Origin of the sequence: Rhodococcus sp. PAMC28707 (assembly GCF_004795915.1) — a bacterium.
Lineage (GTDB): Bacteria > Actinomycetota > Actinomycetes > Mycobacteriales > Mycobacteriaceae > Rhodococcoides.
Map to the genome: position 1 here is coordinate 3313401 of NZ_CP039253.1, position 19015 is coordinate 3332415.

The 19015-nt window shown below is 62.1% G+C and carries 18 protein-coding genes; 6 read left to right on the forward strand and 12 right to left on the reverse strand.

What is annotated here, in order from left to right; translation table 11 throughout:
- Positions 1-38: 38 nt before the first annotated feature.
- Positions 39-668, forward strand: coding sequence for an alpha/beta fold hydrolase (locus tag E5720_RS15255; protein WP_136171349.1), 630 nt, complete (start codon positions 39-41; stop codon positions 666-668).
- A 56-nt stretch (positions 669-724) separates the two neighbouring features.
- Here the strand turns inward: E5720_RS15255 and E5720_RS15260 are convergent, their stop codons facing one another.
- Entirely contained in the window at positions 725-2512 is a 1788-nt protein-coding gene (locus tag E5720_RS15260; protein ID WP_210729882.1) for a long-chain fatty acid--CoA ligase, read from the reverse strand.
- A 303-nt stretch (positions 2513-2815) separates the two neighbouring features.
- Here E5720_RS15260 and E5720_RS15265 point away from each other — a divergent pair, with 303 nt between their 5' ends.
- Complete coding sequence (locus tag E5720_RS15265; RefSeq protein WP_247595980.1) at positions 2816-4636, forward strand: DEAD/DEAH box helicase; 1821 nt, start codon at positions 2816-2818, stop codon at positions 4634-4636.
- A 135-nt stretch (positions 4637-4771) separates the two neighbouring features.
- Here the strand turns inward: E5720_RS15265 and E5720_RS15270 are convergent, their stop codons facing one another.
- From E5720_RS15270 to E5720_RS15285, 4 genes are read right to left on the reverse strand one after another with little or no spacing between them, the layout of a single operon-like run.
- Positions 4772-5518, reverse strand: coding sequence for an amino acid ABC transporter ATP-binding protein (locus E5720_RS15270; RefSeq protein WP_136171351.1), 747 nt, complete (start codon positions 5516-5518; stop codon positions 4772-4774).
- Positions 5515-7002 carry an ABC transporter substrate-binding protein/permease gene (locus tag E5720_RS15275; protein WP_247595981.1) on the reverse strand — a complete coding sequence of 496 codons (1488 nt, stop codon included), beginning with the start codon at positions 7000-7002 and terminating at the stop codon, positions 5515-5517. Before E5720_RS15275 ends, E5720_RS15270 begins: the two co-directional genes overlap by 4 nt.
- Positions 7003-7043: 41 nt before the next feature.
- Positions 7044-7526 carry a RidA family protein gene (locus tag E5720_RS15280; RefSeq protein ID WP_136171352.1) on the reverse strand — a complete coding sequence of 161 codons (483 nt, stop codon included), beginning with the start codon at positions 7524-7526 and terminating at the stop codon, positions 7044-7046.
- A gap of 1 nt (position 7527) precedes the next feature.
- The gene (locus E5720_RS15285) at positions 7528-8094 is read right to left on the reverse strand and encodes a histidine phosphatase family protein (protein WP_136171353.1); all 567 of its coding nucleotides are present in this window, start codon (positions 8092-8094) and stop codon (positions 7528-7530) included.
- A 75-nt stretch (positions 8095-8169) separates the two neighbouring features.
- On the opposite strand from E5720_RS15285, the gene E5720_RS15290 reads away from it, so the two are divergent.
- The 3 genes from E5720_RS15290 (at position 8170) to E5720_RS15300 (ending at position 11547) form a co-directional block, all read left to right on the forward strand.
- The gene (locus E5720_RS15290; protein ID WP_136171354.1) at positions 8170-9345 is read left to right on the forward strand and encodes an acyl-CoA dehydrogenase family protein; all 1176 of its coding nucleotides are present in this window, start codon (positions 8170-8172) and stop codon (positions 9343-9345) included.
- 10 nt (positions 9346-9355) lie between these two features.
- The gene (locus tag E5720_RS15295) at positions 9356-10453 is read left to right on the forward strand and encodes an acyl-CoA dehydrogenase family protein (protein ID WP_136171355.1); all 1098 of its coding nucleotides are present in this window, start codon (positions 9356-9358) and stop codon (positions 10451-10453) included.
- A gap of 185 nt (positions 10454-10638) precedes the next feature.
- Positions 10639-11547: a phosphodiesterase gene (locus tag E5720_RS15300; RefSeq protein WP_136171356.1), complete on the forward strand. Its 909-nt coding sequence runs from the start codon at positions 10639-10641 to the stop codon at positions 11545-11547.
- On the opposite strand, the gene E5720_RS15305 is transcribed toward E5720_RS15300, so the two are convergent.
- The 4 genes from E5720_RS15305 to E5720_RS15320 all read right to left on the reverse strand — a co-directional run bounded on the left by E5720_RS15305 (position 11544) and on the right by E5720_RS15320 (position 15338).
- On the reverse strand, positions 11544-12959 hold the full coding sequence (locus E5720_RS15305) for a stealth family protein (protein ID WP_136172730.1): 1416 nt from the start codon (positions 12957-12959) through the stop codon (positions 11544-11546). The genes E5720_RS15300 and E5720_RS15305 overlap by 4 nt on opposite strands.
- Positions 12960-13184: 225 nt before the next feature.
- On the reverse strand, positions 13185-13559 hold the full coding sequence (locus E5720_RS15310; RefSeq protein ID WP_247595982.1) for a VanZ family protein: 375 nt from the start codon (positions 13557-13559) through the stop codon (positions 13185-13187).
- Between the two features lie 60 nt (positions 13560-13619).
- Positions 13620-14243 (reverse strand): class I SAM-dependent methyltransferase, encoded by a 624-nt coding sequence (locus E5720_RS15315; RefSeq protein ID WP_136171357.1) that lies wholly within the window; start codon positions 14241-14243, stop codon positions 13620-13622.
- Positions 14244-14318: 75 nt separating this feature from the next.
- The gene (locus E5720_RS15320; RefSeq protein ID WP_136171358.1) at positions 14319-15338 is read right to left on the reverse strand and encodes an NADPH:quinone reductase; all 1020 of its coding nucleotides are present in this window, start codon (positions 15336-15338) and stop codon (positions 14319-14321) included.
- 167 nt (positions 15339-15505) lie between these two features.
- Here E5720_RS15320 and E5720_RS15325 point away from each other — a divergent pair, with 167 nt between their 5' ends.
- A complete protein-coding gene (locus tag E5720_RS15325; protein ID WP_247595983.1) occupies positions 15506-16012 on the forward strand; it encodes a DUF664 domain-containing protein in 507 nt (168 codons plus the stop codon).
- 24 nt (positions 16013-16036) lie between these two features.
- Here E5720_RS15325 and E5720_RS15330 read toward each other — a convergent pair whose 3' ends face one another.
- Genes E5720_RS15330 through E5720_RS15340 form a run of 3 tightly spaced genes read right to left on the reverse strand, consistent with a single transcriptional unit; the run spans position 16037 to position 18888 of the window.
- A complete protein-coding gene (locus tag E5720_RS15330; protein ID WP_136171359.1) occupies positions 16037-16531 on the reverse strand; it encodes an SRPBCC family protein in 495 nt (164 codons plus the stop codon).
- Positions 16528-17352, reverse strand: coding sequence for an SDR family oxidoreductase (locus E5720_RS15335; RefSeq protein ID WP_136171360.1), 825 nt, complete (start codon positions 17350-17352; stop codon positions 16528-16530). The genes E5720_RS15330 and E5720_RS15335 overlap by 4 nt, the downstream gene beginning before the upstream one ends.
- Positions 17353-17403: 51 nt before the next feature.
- A complete protein-coding gene (locus E5720_RS15340; protein WP_136171361.1) occupies positions 17404-18888 on the reverse strand; it encodes a cryptochrome/photolyase family protein in 1485 nt (494 codons plus the stop codon).
- Between the last annotated feature and the right edge of the window lie 127 nt (positions 18889-19015).

Here is a 19015-nt window from a genome sequence, read left to right on the forward strand (position 1 = left end):
ATGCACCGACACGGAAGCGAAACAGGCAAGATAGCCCAATGCCGTTTTTCGAGGGAGCCACCGGTGCCGTTCATTACCGATCATGGACGACGGCACACCCCCGTCTCATCGTGGTGTTCCTCCACGGTTTGGGACAGAACAGCGGTAACTACCATCGGTTCGCGCGGGTGATGAACGGTCTCGACATCGATGTATGGGCCATCGACCACGTCGGCCACGGTCTCACCGAGGGCGAGCTGTCCGATGCATCGCAGATCGAAGGTCTTGCAGACAACGCCCTTCAGCTCGCAGCGATCGCGCAGTCCGAGCGTGACGGCATCCCGCTGGCCCTGATGGGGCATTCGTTGGGCGCGGCAACCGCAATTGCCGCTCTCGACAAGGATTCGAGCCGATTTACTTCGGCGGTGTTGTGTGCGACCCCGAAGTCGGTTGTCGGTGCAGCCGTCGCTGATCTACGCAGTTCGACTGTGCCACTGCTGGCGCTGCACGGCGTGGACGATCGGATGGCGTCGATAGACGCTGTTCGCACGTGGATTCCATCGGTGCCGGGCGCTCAGTTGAAGGAGTACGAGAATGCCGGTCATGATCTGTTGCACGAGAAGATCCACCGGACCGTCTCGCTCGACGCTGCCGAGTTCATGCTCGGCTGTATAGACACAGGTGTATAGACATAAAGGTGTGACGTGCATGCCCGAACAGCAGACATGCACGTCACACGGGTAAGTCAGCTGTAGATCGACTCTATGACCGCGCTGCGCTCCTGGTGAATGATGTTCCGCTTCAGCTTGAGCGTCGGTGTCAGCTCCCCGGTCTCGACCGTGAAGTCCTGCTCGAGGATCTTGTACTTCTTGATCTGCTCGGGCTTGGAGACCTTCTTGTTCGCTTCGGCGACGGCCTTGTCGATCTCGGCAACGAGGTCGACGTGGGTCGACAGTTCCGCGAAGGCAACGGTCTCGGACAGCCCGTGGCGTTGCTTCCAGCCGGGCAGTGCCTCGGGATCGAGGGTGATCAGCGCGCCGATGAAGGGCTTGGCGTCGCCGACGACGAGTGTCTGGCTGATGAGCGCGTGCGCCCGCAGTGCGTCCTCGAGTACCGCGGGTGCGACATTCTTGCCGCCCGCAGTGACGATGATTTCCTTCTTGCGGCCGGTGATGGAGACATAACCGTCCTGATCGATGGAGGCGAGGTCCCCGGTGTGGAACCACCCGTCGACAATGGACTCGGCGGTGGCTTTGTCGTTGTGCCAGTAGCCGCTGAAGACGACTGGTCCCTTGAGGAGTAGTTCGCCGTCCTCGGCGACCTTGACGGCATGGCCGTTGATCGGCTTGCCGACCGTGCCCACGCGCTGCTCCGGCGTTGTGTTGACGGTGACTGCGGCGCTGGTCTCGGTGAGGCCGTAGCCCTCGTACACGGGGACGCCGATGCCGCGGAAGAAGTGACCGAGACGTGCCCCGAGGGGTCCGCCGCCCGAGACAGCTCGCACGCATTTGCCGCCGAGGGCCGCACGCAACTTGGAGTAGACGAGCTTGTCGAACAGTGCGTGCTTGAGATTGAGGACGAGACCGGCTCCGCCCTTTTCCTTGGCCTCGCTCCACTCGATCGCGGTCGCGGCGGCCTTGTCGAAGATTCCGCCCTTACCGCCGTCGTGCGCCTTCTGCTTGGCGGAGTTGTAGACCTTCTCGAACACGCGTGGTACCGACAGGATGAAATCCGGCTGGAATACAGCGAACTGGTCGACGAGGGTTGTTACGTCGGCAGTGTGGCCGACGGTCACCTTGGACTCGAACGAGCCGAAGGAGATCGCCCGCGCGAACACGTGCGCCATCGGCAAAAACATGAGTGTTCGGTTGCCCTCCTTCATCGAATCGCCAAGTGCCAGCTTCACGGCCTCCACCTCGGCGTAGAAGTTGGAGTGCGTCAGCTGAACGCCTTTGGGACGGCCGGTGGTGCCGGAGGTGTAGATCAGCGTTGCCGGCGAGGACGCGCCGACCTGCTTGCGACGGGTGTGCAGTTCTTCATCGGTGACCGCTGCGCCGCGCTTGGTCAGTTCTTCGACAGCGCCTCCGTCGATCTGCAGTACCTCACGCAGTTCGGCGGCACCCTCGGTGACCTCTTTCAACGCTTCGGCATGTGCTGGGGATTCGATGAACAGGATCTTGGTAGCGGAATCTTCGAGGATCCACTGCGCCTGATCGGGTGAGGATGTCTCGTAGATTGCTACCGTGCACCCGCCTGCGGTCCAGATCGCGTAGTCGAGGAGAACCCACTCGTAACGAGTTGCGGACAGGATGGCGACGCGATCGCCCAGTTCGACTCCGGAGGCAATGAGCCCCTTGGCGACTGCAGACACTTCCTTGGCGAACTGAGCTGCGGTGACGTCGGTCCAAGAACCGTTCTGCATCCGCACGAACGGTACGAGGTTCGGGGACTCCTTTGCGTACCGGAACACCGAATCTGCCATGGATGCGTCTTCGGGAATGGTGAATGACGCGGGTACAGAATATTCTCGCACTGTGGGACCCCTCCGGGAAAATGACGTAATAGATGTGCATTTCATCACACTCTTGGCCAGCGTGCACTTCCGATGGGGTGTCCGGATTGCGAACTTTCGGCCAGATCTACCGAGTTTTGGTGTAACTCTGGGTGGACCTTAACCGTTGTCGCACGGAGGTTCGAGGCTTCTCTTCTTATCTGCCCCCGTTGTCGCCGTCGCCCGGATCGGGGGCAGAGAACCGCCCCGGCCGGTGGGTGCGCAACCATGAATTCTCGGCACTCGGTCCGCTGGGTCGGTTGCAGGGACTAAACTGGGTTGCATATGAGCACAACAGAGCCGAATCAGGATGCCGCCGTGACGAGTGACGAAGCAATTTCGAATAGGTCGGCACCGGCGCCCACCGACTCGACCCCCGCCCCGGACGCTGCGTCCGAAGAAGCTCCGCAGCTTACTTTCGCCGACCTCGGAATCGAAGAACGTGTTCTGCAGGCACTGCGGGACGTCGGATACGAGACACCGTCGCCCATTCAGGCGGCCACCATTCCGCCGCTGATGGCAGGCAACGACGTCGTCGGATTGGCGCAAACCGGTACCGGCAAAACTGCGGCGTTCGCGGTGCCGATCCTCTCGCGGCTCGACGTGTCGCGGCGTGTTCCGCAGGCGCTGGTGTTGGCACCGACGCGTGAGCTCGCGCTGCAGGTGGCCGAGGCGTTCGGTAAGTACGCCTCGCACATCCCTGGCCTGCACATCCTGCCTATCTACGGCGGGCAGGCATACGGTATTCAGCTCTCGGGTCTGCGCAAGGGTGCGCAGATCATCGTGGGTACCCCCGGTCGCGTCATCGATCACCTGGAGAAGGGCACTCTCGACCTGTCCGCCCTCGAGTATCTGGTCCTCGACGAGGCCGACGAGATGCTCAAGATGGGCTTCCAAGAGGATGTCGAGCGAATTCTCTCGGATACTCCCGAATACAAGCAGGTCGCTCTCTTCTCGGCCACGATGCCTGCTGCGATCCGCAAGATCTCCAAGCAGTACTTGCACGATCCTGTCGAGATCACCGTCAAGACCAAGACCTCGACGGCACCGAACATCACACAGCGCTACGTGCAGGTCGCACATCAGCGCAAGCTGGAAGCACTGACACGGATCTTCGAAGTCGAAGAATTCGAAGCGATGATCATGTTCGTTCGAACCAAACAGGCCACCGAGGAGCTCGCCGAGAAGCTGCGTGCACGGGGATTCTCCGCGGCAGCGATCAACGGTGACATCGTGCAGGCTCAGCGCGAGCGGACCATCGGTCAGCTCAAGAACGGCCAGATCGACATTCTCGTTGCCACCGACGTCGCGGCGCGTGGTCTCGATGTCGACCGCATTTCACACGTCATCAACTACGACATTCCGCATGACACCGAGTCGTACGTGCACCGCATCGGTCGTACCGGGCGCGCGGGCCGAGCCGGTCAGGCGTTGCTGTTCGTAGCGCCACGGGAGCGTCACCTGCTCAAAGCGATCGAGCGTGCGACGCGTCAGCCGATCACCGAGATGCAGTTGCCGAGTGTCGACGACGTCAACGCGCAACGCGTCACCAAGTTCGGGGACTCGATCACCGAGAGCCTCGAGAGCGAGAATCTCGCTCTGTTCCGCCGGCTCGTCGAGGATTACGTGCAGGCGCACGACGTCCCGCTCGCGGATATCGCAGCAGCGCTCGCCGTGCAGTCCCGCGACGGTGAAGCGTTCCTGCTCAAGCCCGAGCCGCCCGCCCCGCCGCGCGCACCCCGGGAGCCACGCGAGCCGAGGCCTCCGCGTTCGTTCGACGCAGACGCGGCCGATTCGCATCACCGCAAGACCGGTCAGGAGATGGCGACGTATCGGATCAGCGTCGGCAAGCGTCATCACGTCGCGCCGGGTGCCATCGTCGGAGCTATCGCGAACGAGGGCGGACTACGACGCAGCGATTTCGGGCACATCAGCATCAGACCGGACCACTCGCTGGTGGAACTGCCTGCGGACCTGGCCGACGAGACGGTCGAAGCGTTGCGTCGTACTCGGATCAGTGGAGTGCTGATTCAGCTGACCCCCGACTCCGGGCCTCCCGGACGCAGTGGCGGCGGCAGCAAGTTCAAGGGCAAGCCCAGGCGCTGAAGAAGCACGTAAGTAGACAGACACCGTCTGCCTACGCATCGCACCCTGTTTCAGACGGTGCGACGCGGAGGTGGGCGGTGTTTTTCTTGGGCGGTGTTTTTCTTGGCCGGTGGCCTTGGGTTGGACCCGTCTTCGTCAGCCCATGATCCGCTGTAGAAACTGCCTGGTCCGCGCCTCGGTCGGATTGACAAGTACTTCCTCTGGTGTTCCTCGCTCGAGAACGATGCCGTCTTCGATGAAGAGGACTTGATCGGCGACCTGCTGGGCGAAGCGGATTTCGTGGGTGACGATCACCATCGTCCATCCCTGCGCTGCAAGATTTTTGATGACGGTGAGTACTTCGCCGACCAGTTCGGGATCGAGGGCGGAGGTCGGCTCGTCGAACAGCATGAGCTTCGGTCGAAGCGCCAAGGCTCGGGCGATCCCGACGCGTTGTTGCTGGCCGCCGGATAGTTGGAACGGGTATTGATCGGCTTTGGCTTCGAGACCGACCTGCTCGAGCAGCGTGTGGGCGTCGGCGATCGCTTCGTCTTTCGGACGTTTTTGGACGATTACCGGACCTTCGATGATGTTCTGCAGAACGGTTTTGTGTGGGAACAGATTGTGGCTCTGGAAGACCATTCCGCTTTGTGCTCGGAGGAGTCGAAGCTCTGCTGCGGACACTGTGGTTGCGAAGTCCACAGAGACGTCACCGATCCGGATCGACCCGGAATCGGCGGGGTCGAGTGCATTCAACGATCTGAGCACCGTCGTCTTGCCGGATCCGGACGGCCCGATGATCACGGTGACGCTGCCCGCCGGGACGGAGAAGGAGACGTCGCACAGCACGTCGATCTCGCCGAACGACTTCTTGAGTGCCTTGACGTCGAGTAGGTCGGTCATTTCGCCACATACCTGTCGAGTCGGACTTCGAGTTTTCCTTGGAAGAACGAAAGAATCATGCAGATCACCCAGTAGTACAGGGCGGCAACGCTGTAGAGAGCGAAGAAGTCGAACGTCGGTGCGGCTGCCAATTGCGCGACGCGGAGCAATTCGGTCACCAGAATGGTCGATGCCAGCGAGGTGTCTTTGACGAGTGAGATCAACGTGTTCGACAGCGGCGGCACGGCGGTACGTAATGCCTGGGGAAGGATGATGCGCTGCAGCGTCGTGCGGTAGCTCATGCCGATGGTTTGCGAGGCTTCCCATTGTCCCTTCGGCACGCTGAGGATGGCTGCTCTGATGACTTCGGCTGCATAGCCGCCGACGTTCAAGCTGAACGCGACCACCGCAGCGGGGAACGGGTCGATCACCACTCCGAACTGCGGCAGCGCGTAGAAGACGATGAACAATTGCAGCAGTAGCGGCGTGCCTCGAACGATCGAGACGTAGAAGCGAGCTGCCGCAGACAAGGCCTTTCTCGACGAGATGCGAGCCAATGCAACTGCGAGGGCGATGACGAGCCCGATGACGAAGCTGATGGCCGTCAGCGGGATGGTCATGGTCAGCGTTGCCTTCAACATCGGCCACAGATTGTCGAGGATCAGTTCGAGTTTGGATTGCGGTTCGACAGCCGAGGCGTCCGATGTGGGCACCTGGGTATCTGCGGTCGGTGCGGCGACGGCAGAACCGAAGTACGTGGTGGAGATCCGATCGAGCGTTCCGTCCGCCTGCAACGTGTCGATCGCGTTGTCGATTTCGTCCATCAGGCCGCTGTCTTTGCGGGCTGCGAAGGCCTGGTAGCTGGTGTCTCCGGTTTGTGCCGCCACTTTGACGCCGGTGTCGCCGGTCTGTTTCAGATACTCGGCGATGGCGAGGCTGTCGTTGACGGTGGCGTCGACACGTCCGTCTTTGACGAGAGTGACTGCCTGCACGAACCCTTCGACGGCTTCTACCTTCGCGCCTGCGTCTGCGGCGACCTGAGCCCAGTTGCTGGTCGACGATTGTGCAGTCGTTTTGCCGGCGAGGTCTGCGACCGAGGTGATCGCTGTGCTGGTCGCCGAGTCGAGGATTTCGCCATCGGAGACCGTGTACGGCTTGGACAAGTCGTACGCGTTCTGTCGATCGGGATTGATCGTGACCTGATTGGCGATCAGGTCGAAGCGTCCGGATTGAAGTCCGGCAAATATCGAGTCGAACGGGGTCTGTACGTACTCGACGCGGACGCCGAGTTCGCCCGCGACTGCATCGACCACGTCGATGTCGTATCCGGTGAGTTGTCCGTTCGCGCCCTGAAAGCTGAACGGGCTGTAAGTACCTTCGGTACCTACGACGAGGACGCCGTTGTCCTTGACCGTATCGATCAGTGGTCCGGTGGAGGATCCACAACCGGCAACGGACATCAGTGCGACCAGCACGGCAAGCAGAGCGAGCACTTTGCGATGCACTTCGAGGAAGGCCTTCCGTCATCTCGTTCGGTAGAGGAAACCTACCCGTCGATTTCTATTTCTGCCGATACGACGACTGCGTTGTTCATCGGTAGTGCTGCCGTTCCGATGGCACTGCGCGCATGGGCTCCGACTTCGGGGCCGAACACTTGCAGGATCAGATCGGAGAAGCCGTTGATGACTGTCGTCGTCTGGGTGAACCCGTGATCGGCGTTGACCATTCCCGAGACCGTGAGCCAGGCGCTTATTCGATCGAGGTCGCCGATAGCGCGTTGCACGCTGGCGAGTACCGCCAGGGCTGTGTCTCGTGCGGCGTCCGTGGCCTCGTCGAGGGAGATGTGCGACGGCACCGCGCCGAAGGGGCCTGCCATCGAACCGTCCGCTCGTTGCGGTGAGTGACCCGTGACGTACACCCGGTTGCCTCGAACACGAGCCCATTCGAAGGAGAATTGGAATCCCGGCGGCGCGTGGGCCTCGGCGGGAAGGACGAATCCCAGTTCCTCCAACTTGCGTTCGATGTGCATCTCAGTGGTACCTCCGTGCTGGGATTCCGTTGATCGTGCGAACAGTCCATCCAGTCTCGTCGCGGACGAGGGTGGACACCCCTGCGTTGAGGATGCGCGGCGACGGTACGCCGCGGATTGCGCCGAGAATCGCCCGGATGATGCCGCCGTGGGCGACCGCGATCACGGAGGAGCCCGGATACGTATCCGCGATCTCGTCGACGGCGCGCACTCCCCGCTCGATCAGGGTGCCGCGCGGTTCCAGGCCTGGATACAGTCCGTCCGGCCAGTGTGAGTACGCGTCGTAGTCGGTGAATCCTTCGGCCTCGCCGAAGTGTCGTTCGGCGAGATCGGGATAGGCGGCGCTGCGCTCGATCCCGAGATGCGATCCGATGATGTCCGCTGTCTCGGATGCCCTCGACAACGGTGAACTCACCAACAGGTCCCAGGCGTGGCCTTCGAGTTCGTACACGGCTTCGCCGGCCTGCGCGCGGCCGGTCGAGTTCAGTGGAATGTCCGAGGAGCCTTGGAGGCGACCGTGCAGATTCCAGTCGGTTTCGCCATGTCGAACCAGTGCCAGCAAAGTCATAGTGTCCGGAGGGTATCCCAGCTACTGGAGAGTACGGTCGAAAGCGACAACGTGGTCGAGTCCGGAGGGACCAAAATGAATCTTGCCCTGACAGAGAAAGAAGCCGCCTTTCGTGACGAAATGCGGGCTTTTTTCACCACTGAGATTCCCGCAGAAATTCGCGAGAAGAGCAAGGTGGGTATCGAGCTGAGCCGTGAAGACATGGTGACGACGATGCGCATCCTCAATGCCAACGGTCTGGCTGTTCCGCATTGGCCCGCAGAGTTCGGCGGCCGGGATTGGACGCCGGTTCAGCGTCATATCTGGCTCGACGAGATGCAGCTTGCCTCGGTGCCCGAGCCACTGGCATTCAACGCCTCGATGGTCGGACCGGTGATCGCGACTTTCGGCTCGCAAGAGATGAAGGAGAAATTCCTCCCGAAGACGGCGAATCTGGACATCTGGTGGTGTCAAGGATTCTCCGAGCCCGAGGCAGGATCGGACCTTGCTTCGCTGCGAACGACTGCTTTGCGCGACGGTGACGACTACATCGTCAACGGACAGAAGACGTGGACGACGCTCGGGCAGTACGCCGACTGGATCTTCGCTCTCGTTCGGACCAACCCGGATGCGCCGAAGAAGCAGGCGGGGATCTCGTTCCTGCTGATCGATTTGAACACGCCCGGTATCACGGTGCGCCCGATCAAGTTGATCGACGGCAGCGTCGAGGTCAACGAGGTGTTTTTCGAGAATGTCCGTGTTCCGGCGGAGAACCTTGTGGGCGAGGAAAATCAGGGGTGGAGCTACGCGAAGTTCCTGCTCGGTAACGAACGCACCGGTGTCACCCGGGTCGGGCACACGAAGGTTCGTCTGGAACAGGCAAAGAAGCATGCGTCCGCCACCGCCGTTGCCGACGGCACCCTGCTCGAAGATCCGATCTTCGCCGCGCGATTCGCCGAGCTCGAAAACGAAGTTCTCGCACTAGAACTCACACAGCTGCGAATGGTGTCGGGATCTTCTGACGGTAAGCCGAATCCAGCGTCGTCGATTCTGAAGCTGCGCGGATCGGAGTTGCAGCAGTCGGCGACCGAGATGTTGATGGATATCGCAGGACCTGATTCGCTTCCCTACGAGGCCGGTGACGACATCGACAGTCCCGGTTGGGCGCAGCGTTCGGTTCCGACGTACCTCAACTACCGCAAGGTATCGATCTACGGCGGATCCAACGAAGTGCAGCGGCAGATCATCGCGTCGACGATTCTCGGATTGTGAGGGGCAGGACATGGATTTCGAACTGAACGAAGAACAGAAACTCCTGCGTGACACCACTCGTGAGGTGCTGTCGAGGGCGTATGACACCGAAAAGCGGAACAAGATCGTTGCCGCCGAACCTGGTTGGTCTGCCGATGTGTGGAAGCAGCTCGCCGAGGTCGGGCTACTCGGACTGAGCTTCTCCGAGGACGACGGCGGCATGGATGCCGGTCCGGTGGAGATCATGGCTGTCATGACCGAGGTAGGACGGCGCCTCGCCCCGGAGCCGATACTCGATGCGGTGCTCGTGCCGGGCGGGTTGATCTCCGAGGTCGGAAGTGTCGATCAGCGTCGACGCGTCTTGCCCGGCGTAGCCGAAGGCAGCACCTTGCTTGCCTTTGCACACAACGAAACCGGCAGCCGTTGGCCGAACATCACGGTGGGTACTTCAGCGACCGAGGACGGCGGTTCGTGGTCCATCACCGGTACGAAGAATCCGGTCCCATCAGGCGGCAGCGCCGATGTACTGGTGGTCAGTGCGACGCTTCCCGGCGGCGGGACAGGCCTGTTTCTCGTCGACGGCGATGCGACGGGGCTCGATCGCAAGTCCTACCAGACTCACGATGGCGGCCGGGCGGCCCAGATCACACTGACCGATGTCGCGGCCGAGCCGTTGGGTGACGGCGCGGATGCAAGCGCGGCCATCGTGGCTTCGGAGGTGAAGGCTCAGGCCGCACTGTGCGCCGAAGCTGTCGGTGCCATGGAAGAGGCATTGAGGTTGACGACGGACTATCTGAAGCAGCGCAAGCAGTTCGGTGTTCCGCTCGCCAAATTCCAGGCGTTGACGTTCCGGGCAGCGGATATGTACGTCTTGCTCGAACTGGCGCGCAGTATGGCGCTGTACGCGACGATGAATCTCGCGGACGACGTCGTAGATCCGCTCGTGGCTTCGCGTTCGAAGCTGCAGATATCTCGGTCCTCGCGCAAGCTGGGGCAAGAGGCGATTCAGCTGCACGGTGGTATCGGCGTCACGGCCGAATATCCGGTCGGACATTACGTCAGCAGGCTCGTCGCAATCGAGCACACGCTCGGTGGTGCCGACGAGCACCTGCGCGTGCTGTCGAAGTAGCAGAGTCCGACAGGTGAGTGGGAGTCGGAAAGATTCCCACTCACCTGCGTGGGGAGCTGTCTCGGTGTTCGTTCTCCGTAAATTCTCCGTACCCCGAGTGTTCCCTTCAGAGGGTTTGGCTACTGTGAGATAGAGGGCATGCGGAAAGTGTGCCCACGAGAAGGCCGATCGGAAGCGAGACACCGATGAAGTCTCGGACGGCGGAGTACCCACGCCCGAATCATTGCCTCCTGCACCTGAGCGATACGCACCTTGTCGAGGGCGGTGATTTGTACGGTGGGGTTGACAGCACGGCCACGCTGCGTCGCATCCTTGCAGACGTCGAGACATCCGGGGTGCGGCCCGATGCGCTGGTCTTCACCGGCGATCTCACCGACCGAGGTGAACCGGGTGCTTACGACACGCTGCGGGCGCTGGTCGAGCCGGTTGCCGAGGCGCTCGGAGCCCGGATCATCTGGGCGATGGGAAACCATGACGACCGTGCGACCTTCCGGTCTCGGCTACTCGACCAGGCACCGACGACCGGCACGGTCGACCGTGTGCACGAGGTGGCAGGACTTCGCATCATCACGTTGGATTCGACAGTTCCCGGTCACCACTACGGTGAAGTGACGCAGAGCCAATTGGATTGGCTTGCAGGCATTCTCGAAACGAAAGCCGAATTCGGCACCATCCTGGCGATGCATCACCCGCCGGTGCCTGCGGTGTTGGATCTTGCGGTGCTGGTGGAGTTGCTCGATCAGCGCAGCCTCGCGGATGCACTCCGTGGCAGCGACGTCAGATCCATTCTGGCCGGCCACCTGCACTATTCGACTTCCGCGACCTTCGCAGGGATTCCTGTATCGGTAGCGTCCGCTACCTGCTATACCCAGGACCTCAACGTCCCACCTGGTGCTACCCGGGGCCGCGACGGGGCGCAGGCCTACAACCTCGTCCACCTCTACGACGACAACGTCGTGCACTCGGTGGTCCCTATCGGAACCTACGAGACAGTCGGTGAATACGTCTCCGCCGAAGAGGTCGTTCGGCGTTTGGACGAGGCAGGGGTGACCATCGCCGAAAGCACGCGCCGGCCGAGGTTCAGCAGTATCTAGCTTTCCCAGGGTGCGACGATGGGGAAGTACCTTTCGAGGAACTCGGTGACCCGACGGGTACGTACCTCGAGGTCGACCTCGGGAAAGCTGCCGTCGTTGAGGCAGAAGAAGTCGATCGAGCGTTTGGGTAGAAGGTTCTCCATGGAGTGGAGTCCCGAATGCGACGTGGTGTCGATGTAGGTCACCTTGGCGTTCGTCTGCACCACGGCCCGGCCACTCATCAACGCGTAGTAGTGGTAAAGCGAGTTCGTGACCGAGATGTTGGTGCTGGCGCGAAAGACGCTTGCGGCAGTGGCAGCGAACTCGTCGGGAAACTCGTTCTCCATCTCCTGCATGACGCTTTTGCGAAGGGGCGTTGCCGCGTGTTCCAGGTGCCTGGTGGTCATCAGGCCGAAGCGGTCCTGCAGCAGTCGGCGGTTGACCCGGGCGGCGTTCTCGAACCCGCTGCGATCTTCGTCGTTGTAGCCCAACCCGATTCGGGTGCCGGCTTCGATGAACATGCTGATGCCGCCGGGTGAGAAGAACATCTGCGGGCCGACCGGGCGTCCGAAGAACATGTCGTCGTTGGAGTAGAGGAAATGTTCGGACAGGCCGGGGATGTGGTGCAGCTGGGATTCGACTGCCTGTGAATTGTGCGTCGGCAGAACGGAGGTGTCGACGAAGAACGTTTCGCTCGGCACGAACGTCACGCGCGGATCTTCGGCGAGCCAGCTCGGTCGGTCGGAATCGGTTGCGACGAAGATTCGACGAATCCACGGTGCATACATATGGATCGAGCGAAGCGCATACTTCAATTCGTCGATCTGCCGGAATCGTGCGGGTGACGAGTCACCTTCTCCGACAACATAGTTCTGCATACGGCGTGCGCGTTGGGCTTGGAACTCCGCGGAGGAGCCGTCGACCCAGGAGAACACGATGTCGATATCGAAATTGATGTCCGACGCGTGGTCGGCGAACATGTTCTCGATCGTCGGCCAGGACTTACCGAAGCGCTCGACGGTTCCGCGCACCGCTTCGTCGCGTCGGATGGCGCGGCGGGTCAGCGAGTTCTCGACGGGAAGCACGATCTCCTGGGGCGAAAATGCCCACAGTTCGATCTGAACTGCCGTCGACGCGCCGTAATGCAGGCCACTGTTCGGTTCGATTCGGGGGCGGTAGAGCCGAAAGATGCGGGCGTCGGAGGCAGGCGAGAGAGATCCGTCGGCTACCAGCACCGTCTTGGCTCGCTTGATGTCGACGGTTTTGGAGTAGAACGGCTCTTGCAGGCACGCCTCGACCAACGCTGCGCGCAGTGGTTCGCGGTCGGCAGCATCTATGGCGATGACGGGTCTCTTGTCATTTCCGCGAACCAGCAGGTATCGGATGCGGGCGCTGTCGAGGGCCGCGCGGATGAACAGTAGATCGAAGACCATCGCCTGGTGGGGGGTCGTGGACGTGATCGACAAGGCGAATCTTCCGTCGTACGCAACCACATCTGTTCGGTCGGTCAGGCGCGCGACCGACTCGGGCGATTCACCGATCACCGGGTCGAGCGCATCTTGCTCGGGGGCGACCAGATAGATCTCATGGGGCGTGGACGAGATAATGGTGACCCTTCCGGACGTGGCGTGCGAGCCGAGAACCCCCGGAGCGTGCTGTCAGTCTATAGCGGAGTGAGTTGGAACTATGCGCGTGGCAACGAGCACCCCCACGGCCGCGCCTGCCACATCGAATGCCGTGTCGAGGAGGGAACCGCTGCGGCCCAACGGCAGGACGGCCTGAAGGATCTCGGACGCTATCGCGAAGGTTGTCGTCCAGAGGACGGTCCGCAACGCCGACACCGCTGCGATACGTGAGGTGTAGGCGAGTGCGAAGAAGAGCGTGAAGTGAACGATCTTGTCGCTGTGAGTGAATCCGCTGGGCACGCCCGACGCGGGAGTGAACAGAATGATCATCGCGACGAGCAGTGCGAGAGCCAATGGTACGTAGTAGCGCAGCGGTAGAGCCATGGGGGAGCGCAGAGGCAGGGGCATCGGGATCGATTCTAGATGCCCCTGTGTCCTGAAGCTCCCTGTCCTGGCCCGACTCCGAGGTCAGAGCTTGCGAAGCACCGCGACGGCGTCGACGCGCTCGACCTGCTCCCCTTCGGGGGTGGTTCCGGTTCGCGCTCGATCCTCGGCGACGACGACGGACCATTCCTCGGTGGGGAACAGCGCCGTGACCTCCTCGGCTGTGAACAGGATTTCGGCGTGTCCATGCTGCGAGGCCAGGGCGTCGGAAGGGCTGTGTCCGACGATCAGGAGGTGTCCGCCCGAGGTGACTGCGTCGCCGAAGCGAAGGACTGCGGGCTGGAACTGAGCGGGTGGCAGGTGGAAGAAGTGGGCACTGATCAGGTCGAACGACGTGGCGGGCGGAGCCCACTCGGTGAGATCGCGGTGGAGCCACGCCACGGTTCGATTGCCTTGTGCCTGCCGAGCGCGTTCGAGGGCGATGGGGGAGATGTCGGCGCCGGTGGTCTTCCAGCCGTTGTCCGCGAGCCAGAATGCGTCGGCTCCTTCGCCGCTGCCGATGTCGAGGGCGCTGCCGGGTGTGAGCTTCGACGCTTCTGTGATCAGTACCTGGTTGGCGTGCCCGCTCCAGATACTGGGTCGTTCCGAGTACAGGTTGTCCCAGAACGGCTGGTCGAATACTTCCGGAGCATCGTCGTGTGTGTGCATGCCTACGAGAATGCCGCCGCATTCACGGATGTGCAATTTTCTTTGCTGTTTCGGCAAAGGTGACCGAAAGGTGTGTCAGACATCGATGAGAACTTTTCCGGTCACGCCGTTCTGAACTGCCTCGTGCGCAGCGCCTGTGCCGGACAAGGGGAACCGGTGCAACGGTAGACCGGCGCTCTCGCCGACCTCGAGGACACCTGCACCCGCCGCAGTATTGACGTCTTCCTGAGCTGCCTTCAGGGCTGCCTCGCCGACGGTGTAGAGCAGAATGAACTGGTAGCGAGTGTTGAGCACCATGTTCGGTCGTACATCGAGGGTGATCGTGTTGCCGCCGTTGTTGGCGTACACGGCAATCGAGGCGCGTGTGGAGATGACAGCGGCATTCAATTCCGCGTTCTGCGCCGGGGCGACCTCGACCACCAGATCGACCCCGTCCGGGGCGATGGCTCGGATCGAGGCAGCGGCATCGCCGGTTGTGTAGTCGACGACGTGATGTGCACCCGCGGCAGTAGCGAGGGCTGCTTTTTCCGGGCTGCTGACGGTCGTGACAACCGTTGCTCCTGCCCAGCGCGCGAGTTGGATTGCCGCATGCCCGACCGCTCCCGCCCCGCCGGCAACCAAAACCGTCTTGCCGACGAGCGCGCCGGGATGCAACCGCGCGGGGCCGTCTTCGGAGACGGTCAGTGCGCGGTGGGCTGTCATGGCGGGCACACCGAGGCTGACCCCGACGTCGAAACCGACGTGTTCGGGGAGTCGTACGACGCGTTCGGCCGGGAGGACCGTGTATTCCTGCGCAGTTCCGGTCGGCCTACGGTGCTGTGCGAGGTACAGCCACACCCGGTCACCGACTGCGAGGCCGTCGACGCCGGTGCCTGCCGCATCCACGGTCCCTGCACCGTCCTGGTTGGGTACGACCTCCTCGAAGTCGAGTGTGTCTCCGGGGCGCGCGCCTGTCCGGTTCTTCCAATCGGTGGGATTGACCCCGGACACGGCGACCTTCACTCGAACCTCGCCCGGTCCCGGTTCGGGTATCTCTCGGTCCACCAGATCGAGTACGGAGGTGTCGCCGGTCCTGGTGTATGTGATTGCCTTCATACCAGGGTGCAACGGGTTGGGCAGTACCGGAAATTCCGGTGATGAAAATTGCCCACTCGGGTATGCACGTCGAACACACTCGGGTATGCACGTCGAACACAGTCGGGTATGCACCGAGTAGGTATGTCACCACGACATCTCCACCCGTATTTCGAAAGGACAACCAGGTGAATCACGCCGGAGTACTCATCGACGCCTTCGACCGCATCCAAGGGGTCGTACACGACACCCTCGACGACATTTCTTCCGAAGCCCTCATCTTCAGGCCGGACGCGGAGGCCAATACGATTGCGTGGCTGATCTGGCACTTGACCCGAGTTCAGGATGATCACGTGGCCGACGTCGAGGGAGGAGAGCAGGTGTGGACCTCGGACGGCTGGGAGGGCAGATTCGGCCTGCCGTTCGAGAGTTCTGCGATCGGCTACGGCCATAGCTCCGACGATGTCGCTCGGGTGAGCGCCGGCGCCGACCTGCTCCGCAGTTACCACGACGCGGTGCACGCCAGGACCGTCGCCTATCTCGGTTCGCTGACGGCCGAGGATCTCGATCGCGTCGTCGACGAGCAGTGGGATCCCCCGGTGACCCTGGGCGTGCGACTGGTGTCGGTGGTGTCCGATGACCTGCAGCACTGTGGACAAGCGGCCTATGTGCGGGGCTTGTTCGAGCGGAAGTAGCTGCTCACCGTACGTCCGTTTCGCTCAGCTGAAACGCTTCTGCAGGTTGTCGAGGGTTTTCGCGATGTTCCGACGTTGGAACTGCGGGAACGTCTTTCCACTCGTGGCGATCTTGTCGAATACGAGCGCTACGGTATCGGGCCACTTCGTGCGGTCGTCGGTCCATGTCTCGGTGACCTTGGTGCCACCGGGGGCCGGTTCGAAGTCGTACCGCCACGTCGCGTTGGCGCCTTTGAAGCGGGGAGTCTTCACACCGATCGCGTGGACGCGGAACTCGAACGCCGACCCGGGATCTGCGACGGTGACGGTGCATCGGGTGATCCAGCGTGCACGCCCGCGCTTGTTCTTTCCGTCGAACACCATTCCGACGTAAGCGCTCTCGTGGGGATCGTGCACCACGGCGCCGAGATTCTCCGGGCTCCAGCTACCCATCTGCGTCGGATCGCTGATGGCTGCGTAGAGAGTGTCGGCGTCAGCGCTGACGACGGCGCTGTCGGACACCGTGAATTCGCGGGTCATGAAGTGGATCCTTTGCGTAGGCCTGGATGGTTACGAGCGAGGATGGGTACCAACAGCTTTCGTGGCGTCACCTGGGCGAATATCGACACGATACGGTTGATGGCGCCAGGTATCGCGACCATCTGCCCTTTCGCCATGCCGTCGACGGCGGTCTTTGCGACATCTTCGGGCGATATCCACATCACGGACGGAAGTGCAGCCTCGGCATCTTCTTTCGAAAAGCCTGCTGTCTCACCGAATCCGGTATCCACCGGTCCGGGGCACAACGCTGTCGCGGTGACTCCGGTTCCGTGCAGTTCGCCGCTGAGACTTTGGGTGTACGAAAGGACGAATGCCTTGCACGCGCCGTACCCAGCTTGACCGGGAACGGGCTGAAACGCCGCCGTCGATGCAACGTTCAGTACGGCACCGCGTCCTCTCGCCGTCATGCCTGGCAGGAATCGGCTGCAGAGGTCGGCGACAGCAGCCACGTCGACCTCGATCATGTTCAACTCGGCTTCCGGGTCAGAGGATGCGACCGGACCGAGCGTGGACAGTCCGGCGTTGTTCACCAGGATGTCCGGTACCAGTCCCAGCGCTTCGATTCGGCCCAGCAGTTCACTCCGTGCAGATCGCTCGGACAGGTCCGCAGCGAGAACCTCGGCTCGGACTCCGCGCGAATTGAGTTCCTCGGCCAGCGCGCTCAACTTTTCGCCGCTTCGCGCCACGAGGGTCACCCCGTGCCCACGGCCGGCGAGTTCGCGGGCAATCGCTGCCCCGATTCCGGAGGAGGCCCCCGTGACGACGGCAGTGCTGTCGGGCGTAGGTCGAGGAAGGCTCATGGGTCTACCGTAGCGAAGCACGAGTTCGATCACCCCTACTCACAAGCGCGATCAGAAGACCTCTCGCTGGGATTCTTGTTCGAGCACCTGGTCGAGGTCGGCGAGTCGGTGCATCGCCGACACCTGGCGCGCTGTTCGATGGTTCTTCGCCAGCCGCTCCCGATGGCGGTGTACGAACGACCAGTACCCGGCCGTGAACGGGCACGCGTCCGGGCCGAGGCGCTTCTTCGGGTTGTATTCGCACCCACCGCAGTGATCGGTCATGCGATCGAGGTACGCGCCGCCCGATGCGTACGGCTTCGTCGCGATCAACCCGCCGTCGGCATGCTGGCTCATGCCGATCACGTTGACCGGCATGACCCAGGCGAATCCGTCGACGAATGCGGTGGCAAACCATTCGGTCAGTGCTTTCGGGTCGTATCCACGCTGGAGTGCGAAGTTGCCGAGAATCATCAACCTGGGGATGTGATGCACCCAGCCGCGCGCATTCAGTTCCGTCAGAGTGTGTGACAGGCACGCCGCGATCGGGTGTTCACCGTCGAGATCGGTGAACCACTTCGGTAGTGGCTCATGGGCATCCAGCTCGTTGCGGTCGAGGTAATCCGGGCCGAAATGCCAGTACAGGTGCCATACGTACTCCCGCCAGCCGAGCACCTGGCGGATGAATCCTTCCACCGACGCGAGCGGGGCGTCACCGTCGCGCCAAGCCTGTTCGGCGGCCTCGACTACCTCGAGAGGCTCGAGCAGACCCATGTTCAGCGGCACCGACAGTAGTGAATGCGCCATCGCCCAGTCCTGACTCATCACGGCGTCCTCGTATTTGCCGAAATCAGCGAGACGATAGGAGACGAAGTGCTGCAGGGCTTCCCGGGCCTCGCCGACGGTCACCGCGAACAGGCGCGGGCCGTCCTGTCCGACGGTCGGGAGGTCCAGAGCATCCAGGTCTGCCCGGACGGAATCGTCGATAACGTCCTCGGTCGGCCACCACGGCGGATCCACGCCGAGCGTCGAGCGCTTCTTCGGAGGTGGTTCACGATTGTCGGCATCGAGGTTCCACACCCCGTCGACCGGCTCCTCACCTGCCATGAGCACCTCGAAGCGTCTGCGCTGGTCGCGATAGAACGCCTCGAGGCGAAACCGATTTCGGTTGCCGGCCCACTCGGCGAAATCCGTTCGGCTCAGCGCGAACATCGGTGTCGGCAACACATCCAGTACGACGCCCTCGTCGAGAAGTTTCTGGACGAAACGCTCCGCAGCGTGCGAGGTTGGTTCGAACACCAGCACCGGCCGTCCGTACTGTTCGAGACCGTCTCGGTACGTTTCGGTCTTCAGATAGGTAGAGCGATCGTCCAGTTCAGCGGCGAGATGTCGCATCCCCGAGAGGACCAGATGCAACTTCTGTCGATGGAACGGACGTGTCCGGCACACTCGTGCACTCTCGATCAACAGGACTTCGCGATGGATGTGCTCACTCGTCGAGTGAAAATGCGGGCCGAGTTGATCACCGAACAACCAGAGCGGAGCGGAGGGGGACATGGACGCAGAGTGCTCGAGTCGAGGGAAGCGCAAACTTTCTCCGTCGGTCAGGTGCCTGTATTCGAACGCCGCGTGAGCTGAGAGTGAATCTCTACCCTCGGTGGCCAGCCGGACTTGACCGCGGCCT

Bases quoted from the DNA above. Each gene is read 5' to 3' on its own strand.
- E5720_RS15255 (WP_136171349.1), top strand. From the start codon at position 39: ATGCCGTTTTTCGAGGGAGCCACCGGTGCCGTTCATTACCGATCATGG.
- E5720_RS15340 (WP_136171361.1), bottom strand. From the start codon at position 18,888: ATGTCCCCCTCCGCTCCGCTCTGGTTGTTCGGTGATCAACTCGGCCCG.
- E5720_RS15280 (WP_136171352.1), bottom strand. From the start codon at position 7,526: ATGCACATCGAACGCAAGTTGGAGGAACTGGGATTCGTCCTTCCCGCC.
- E5720_RS15310 (WP_247595982.1), bottom strand. From the start codon at position 13,559: ATGCCCCTGCCTCTGCGCTCCCCCATGGCTCTACCGCTGCGCTACTAC.
- E5720_RS15320 (WP_136171358.1), bottom strand. From the start codon at position 15,338: ATGAAGGCAATCACATACACCAGGACCGGCGACACCTCCGTACTCGAT.
- E5720_RS15305 (WP_136172730.1), bottom strand. From the start codon at position 12,959: ATGGTCTTCGATCTACTGTTCATCCGCGCGGCCCTCGACAGCGCCCGC.
- E5720_RS15290 (WP_136171354.1), top strand. From the start codon at position 8,170: ATGAATCTTGCCCTGACAGAGAAAGAAGCCGCCTTTCGTGACGAAATG.
- E5720_RS15315 (WP_136171357.1), bottom strand. From the start codon at position 14,243: ATGCACACACACGACGATGCTCCGGAAGTATTCGACCAGCCGTTCTGG.
- E5720_RS15265 (WP_247595980.1), top strand. From the start codon at position 2,816: ATGAGCACAACAGAGCCGAATCAGGATGCCGCCGTGACGAGTGACGAA.
- E5720_RS15270 (WP_136171351.1), bottom strand. From the start codon at position 5,518: ATGACCGACCTACTCGACGTCAAGGCACTCAAGAAGTCGTTCGGCGAG.
- E5720_RS15285 (WP_136171353.1), bottom strand. From the start codon at position 8,094: ATGACTTTGCTGGCACTGGTTCGACATGGCGAAACCGACTGGAATCTG.
- E5720_RS15335 (WP_136171360.1), bottom strand. From the start codon at position 17,352: ATGAGCCTTCCTCGACCTACGCCCGACAGCACTGCCGTCGTCACGGGG.
- E5720_RS15295 (WP_136171355.1), top strand. From the start codon at position 9,356: ATGGATTTCGAACTGAACGAAGAACAGAAACTCCTGCGTGACACCACT.
- E5720_RS15330 (WP_136171359.1), bottom strand. From the start codon at position 16,531: ATGACCCGCGAATTCACGGTGTCCGACAGCGCCGTCGTCAGCGCTGAC.
- E5720_RS15300 (WP_136171356.1), top strand. From the start codon at position 10,639: ATGAAGTCTCGGACGGCGGAGTACCCACGCCCGAATCATTGCCTCCTG.